General features: G+C 63.3%; 4 protein-coding genes and 1 tRNA gene. 3 read left to right on the top strand and 2 right to left on the bottom strand.

Going from position 1 to position 5,011, the window contains the following annotated elements; translation table 11 throughout:
* Window positions 1-152 precede the first annotated feature (152 nt).
* Window positions 153-229 (top strand) — tRNA-Asp (locus PMI38_RS03680).
* Between the two features lie 189 nt (window positions 230-418).
* Window positions 419-1,225 carry a DUF2242 domain-containing protein gene (locus PMI38_RS03675; RefSeq protein ID WP_008090849.1) on the top strand — a complete coding sequence of 269 codons (807 nt, stop codon included), beginning with the start codon at window positions 419-421 and terminating at the stop codon, window positions 1,223-1,225.
* A gap of 246 nt (window positions 1,226-1,471) precedes the next feature.
* Here PMI38_RS03675 and PMI38_RS03670 read toward each other — a convergent pair whose 3' ends face one another.
* Both PMI38_RS03670 and PMI38_RS03665 read right to left on the bottom strand, forming a co-directional pair.
* Window positions 1,472-2,512, bottom strand: coding sequence for an AraC family transcriptional regulator (locus PMI38_RS03670; RefSeq protein WP_008090848.1), 1,041 nt, complete (start codon window positions 2,510-2,512; stop codon window positions 1,472-1,474).
* A gap of 4 nt (window positions 2,513-2,516) precedes the next feature.
* The gene (locus PMI38_RS03665; protein WP_008090847.1) at window positions 2,517-3,635 is read right to left on the bottom strand and encodes a nitrilase-related carbon-nitrogen hydrolase; all 1,119 of its coding nucleotides are present in this window, start codon (window positions 3,633-3,635) and stop codon (window positions 2,517-2,519) included.
* Window positions 3,636-3,819: 184 nt separating this feature from the next.
* Here PMI38_RS03665 and PMI38_RS03660 point away from each other — a divergent pair.
* Window positions 3,820-5,011 (top strand): 2,4-dienoyl-CoA reductase FMN-binding domain-containing protein (locus tag PMI38_RS03660; protein WP_008090845.1); only part of this gene is annotated, 1,192 nt, incomplete at its 3' end.

Here is a 5,011-nt window from a genome sequence, read left to right as displayed (position 1 = left end):
CCGCTGCGCCATCTTCGCTTCGAGGCCCCATGAACGCCTCGATGCAAACACAAAGGAAGCGAATGACCATTCGCTTTTTTTGTGCCTGCCCTGAGGCTTTCGAGCCGGAAGGGTAGACCCAGATTTCAACCGGGCGCAAGCCTGGATGATACGCAGCGGTAGTTCAGTCGGTTAGAATACCGGCCTGTCACGCCGGGGGTCGCGGGTTCGAGTCCCGTCCGCTGCGCCATCTTAGCCTCAAGGCCCCTTGAACGCCTTGAGGCAAAACGAGAAAGCGACCTTAGGGTCGCTTTTTTCGTTTCTGGGCCCCTACAGCCAACATTTACACGAAGCTGACTGACTCTTCACTGATGAACGGTTTCAGTGTCCCGGTGCAGTGATGCACAATAGACATCTCTCGACATACCCGGAATTCGCAATGACCAGATCATCCGTCTTTGGTGCGCTCGGGCTGGCCCTGGTGCTGGCGGGCATGACCGGTTGCTCTTCGAAAAAAACCGCGATCTACGAGCACGAGAACTTCGATGACTCGGGAACCTACTCGCGCAGCTTCCAAGTCAGCGAGGCAGGCTCCTGCGAGGCTGCACGGCGGGCGCTGCTGAGCCAGGGATACATCATCACCAGCAGTGGCCCCAATCAGATTGCGGGCAACAAAAGCTTCCAGCAGAACAACGAAAACCACCTGCAGATCAGCTTCAGCGTGACGTGCGCGCCTGACAGCAGCGACGAGCAGCGCTCGACCGTGTTCGCCAATGCCCTGCAGGATCGTTATGCCCTCAAGAAGTCGAATACCTCGGCCAGCCTGGGTGTCGGAATTCTGGGTTCGGTGTCGATGCCAATCGGCTCCAGCGACGACTCGATGGTCAAGGTCGCCAGCGAGACGGTAACCGCTCCGCAGTTCTACGAGCGTTATTTCGCGCTGGTGGAGAGCTACCTGCCCAAGCCGAAGAAGGTCAGCAAGAAGGTCGAGGAGCCCGCGCCCAAGGCCGAGAAGCCAGCGCCTGATCTTGGATTGCCGGAGCAGGCCGCTGCGGCGCCTGCGACACAGGCCGCACCCGCCCCCGAACCAGCCCCTGCAGCAGACGTTCCAGTGACTGAAGCGACGCCAGCGCCAGCAGTTGATGACAGCCAGGGCTCGCAGCCGGTTGCCCCGCCGTCAGAGGCTGCGCCGATCCAGGTGCAGCAGGATGCGCAGCCTGCCGAGGTCACGCCACCCTCGCTGTGATCGGTGTCTTACCGGCCGCCTAATCCTCTGTTACAGATGATGGGGATAACTTCCCTGGCACCTGCTACGTTTACCCTTCATGGGTTTGTCATCATTCCTTCATCCCGCTCACCTAGCGTGAAGGCATGACCGACGCAGACAATGAATGAAGAGGACGCAGGCGATGGACGACTATCAGGAAGAGGTGCTCGAATACCAGGCCTATGAGCTGGACACCCCGGAACCTGCCGAAGACGCGACCGAGCTCTAGCCCACCTGCCGCTGGCTGCGGCGGAATTCTCCCGGTGTGATGCCTGTCCAGCGCTTGAATGCGCGCTGGAACGCTTCGGCCGATGCAAACCCCAACAGATAGGCGATCTCGCCAAAGGCCAGTTCCGTATCGCGGATGTAGGTCTCGGCCAGGTCGCGCCGCGTGTCGTTGAGCAGGCTGCGAAAGCACGTGCCTTCTTCGGCCAGTTTGCGCCGCAAGGTCCAGGTGGGCAGTTGCAGGTGCAACGCCACTTCTTCCAGGTCCGGTTCACGGCCGCCATTGAGCAGCGGGCCAAGCAGGTGAATGATGCGTTCGCCCAGGCTCCGCACCCGGGTGCGCTGAAGCATCTCCGCTTCGCACAATTGCAGCAGGTGCTGCCAGGTGCTCGGGCAGTGTTGCGGGTTGGGCAAATCAAGGGTGGCGCGGCTCAGGCGCAGTTGGTTACCACTGGCGCCAAACTGCACGGAGCTGCTGCACAGCGGCTGGTAGTGGCTGGCGTAATCGGGTGCTTCAAATTCCATTTCCAGTCGCTCGGCCTGCAACGGCACGCCAACCAGTGCGCCCAGTTGGGCCAGCCAGCCGGCCATCAGTGAATCGACCACGAAGCGGTTATAGGCGTTGTAGGGGCTGATCGAATAGAAGCGCAGCCATGCCCCCTGGGGGTCTTCCAGAAAACTTGAATGGCCACGGTAATTGGCGGCATACAGAGGCTCGAAGCGCAGCAGGGTGCGTGCGGCTTCGCCCAGGGTAGGGGCCTGGGCTGCCGTGACACCTGCCAGGCCGGCCTGGGCCAGATGGCTCAGGCGCCCCATGTGCAAGCCCAGCGCCGGCTGCTTGCACAGCGCGATGGCGGCATGACCAAGGTGCATGTAGCGGGGGATCGACAAGCGAGCGCCGGCTTCGGCCAGGCGTGAGGCGTGGAGCCCGTATCGGTGCAGCAAGGGGGCGGGATCATGGCCAAGGTCGAGCAGGGCTTGGGCCAGGGGCTTGACGAAGCCTACCGAGACTTCACCCAGGCGCACGCGCAGGCGAGGCATCGCCTTACAACCACAAGTTCAGCAGGCGCGCGCCATGGCTGGGCGGGCCTGCCAGCAGCTCGCCGTCCTGATGTGCAAAGCCCTGGCCATCACTGCTCTGTTCCCAGAACTGCCCACGCATGAACACGCTCATGCTGCTGACCTGGGCGCCTGCAGCCTGGGTCAGGCGCTGCCAGGCCACTTGCTCGCTGACCTCGCCACGTTGCAGGGCCAGCTCGGTCGCGGCCTCCTGGTGCCGGTTGCCACGCCATGGCGCTTCCCAGCTGCCCTTGCCGCTGAGAAAGACGGGGTTGGCGACCAGTTGTACCTGTTGTTGCTCCAGCTGGTGCTGGTTCTCTGGGTACCAGCTGTCACTGCCGATCAACACACCCAGGCGCCCGGCTGGCGTTTGCAGCACTTGCAGCGGGAAATGCCGACCATGATGGATGTAGCGCCGCACTTCGCTGTCGGGGTATTGCTGCCGCTGAGGCTGGCCCAGCAATGAACCATCGGCCGCGAACACCAGGCTGCTGTTGAACAGCGGGCCGTTGCCGGCGTGCAATATGCCGCGCTCGACATAGGGCGCGGGCAGCACGATCGAGCCGGCCACCAGGGTTACGCCGAACTCCCGGGCCAGTCCGCCGAACAGTTGCTGGTAGTCGCTGGCCATCTGCGTGGCTTTCATGCGCAAGTGCGCGTCGGCGCGGCGGTCATCGCCATTGGCCCGCAACATGGCCAGCCCGTAGCGCAACGGGTTGCTCAGCTCCAGCCACTGCTGCGCCTCGCGGCCGTGGGTCACCTGATACAGCTCGTTCTTCTCGCCGCGGGCCCACAGCCAGGTGCCGATGTGTTCCGGCAGCACCACGACCGTGCGCGGGCCGATCAGGCCCTGGGCACGGGCTTGCTCCAGGTAGGCCGCAAGCTTGCGGTGCAAGCGCTGCAGGTTCTGGTAGTCGCTGGGGTAGAGCAGGGGTTCGACGCCCAGCAGGTTGCCACGTTCACCGGGTACGCCATGGTTGAGCGCCAGCTCGATGCGCAAGTCGGACAAGTAATGGCCTTCCGGGCGCTGTTGGGTCCAGAAACCGTAGCCGCACAGAGCGGTGATCATTACCAGCGCCAGGGCGCCTGCCAGGAGTTTTCGCATGCGGCGGTAAAGCGCTTATAAGAACAAAGGTTTCCTAGGGTAGTCCTGCTGTGCAGCAGGATCAATAAGTTGTCAGTTTCGATCATTGAGCGCATTCAAACGGCTGTTTAATGTCGGTGGCATAAACGACGGGGCCCGCCGAGGCACCCGCATTCCGTGATCACGCCACATGGGGAACCGTTCCATGGCTGCCGACCGCTATCCGCACTTGCTGGCCCCGCTCGACCTGGGCTTCACCACCTTGCGCAACCGCACCTTGATGGGCTCGATGCACACGGGCCTCGAAGAGCGCCCGGGCGGCTTCGAGCGCATGGCGGCGTATTTTGCCGAACGTGCCCAGGGTGGTGTCGGCCTGATGGTCACCGGCGGTATCGCGCCCAATGACGAGGGTGGGGTGTACTCCGGCGCGGCCAAGCTGAGCACCGAGGAAGAGGCCGACAAGCACCGCATCGTCACCGAAGCAGTGCATGCGGCCGGTGGCAAGATCTGCCTGCAGATCCTGCATGCCGGGCGCTACGCCTACAGCCCGCGGCAGGTCGCGCCGAGCGCGATCCAGGCGCCGATCAATCCGTTCAAGCCCAAGGCGCTGGACGAGGCCGGCATCGAAAAACAGATTGCCGACTTCGTCAATTGCGCCGTGCTGGCGCAGCGCGCCGGCTATGACGGTGTCGAGGTCATGGGCTCGGAAGGCTACTTCATCAACCAGTTCCTCGCCGCCCATACCAATCACCGTACCGACCGCTGGGGTGGCAGTTTTGAGAACCGCATGCGCCTGGCGGTAGAGATCGTCAGCCGGGTGCGCGATGCAGTCGGGCCGAACTTCATCATCATTTTCCGCTTGTCGATGCTCGACCTGGTCGAGGGCGGCAGTACCTGGGACGAAATCGAACAGCTGGCCAAGGCCATCGAGCAGGCAGGCGCGACGCTGATCAACACCGGCATCGGCTGGCACGAAGCGCGTATTCCGACCATCGCCACCAAGGTGCCGCGCGCAGCGTTCAGCAAGGTCACCGCCAAACTGCGGGGGGTGGTGAAGATCCCGCTGATCACCACCAACCGCATCAACACCCCTGAAGTGGCCGAGGCGGTGCTGGCAGAGGGCGATGCCGACATGGTTTCGATGGCCCGGCCATTCCTGGCCGACCCAGACTTCGTCAACAAGGCCGCTGCAGGGCGCAGCGATGCGATCAACACCTGCATCGGCTGCAACCAGGCCTGTTTGGACCACACCTTTGGCGGCAAGCTGACCAGTTGCCTGGTCAACCCGCGCGCCTGCCATGAAACGGAACTCAACTACCTGCCCGTGCGCACCGTCAAGCGCATCGCCGTGGTCGGCGCCGGGCCGGCCGGCCTGGCGGCGGCTACCGTGGCTGCCC

Origin of the sequence: Pseudomonas sp. GM84, from assembly GCF_000282535.1 — a bacterium.
Lineage (GTDB): Bacteria > Pseudomonadota > Gammaproteobacteria > Pseudomonadales > Pseudomonadaceae > Aquipseudomonas.
This window is presented reverse-complemented; position numbering and strand designations above follow the sequence as displayed.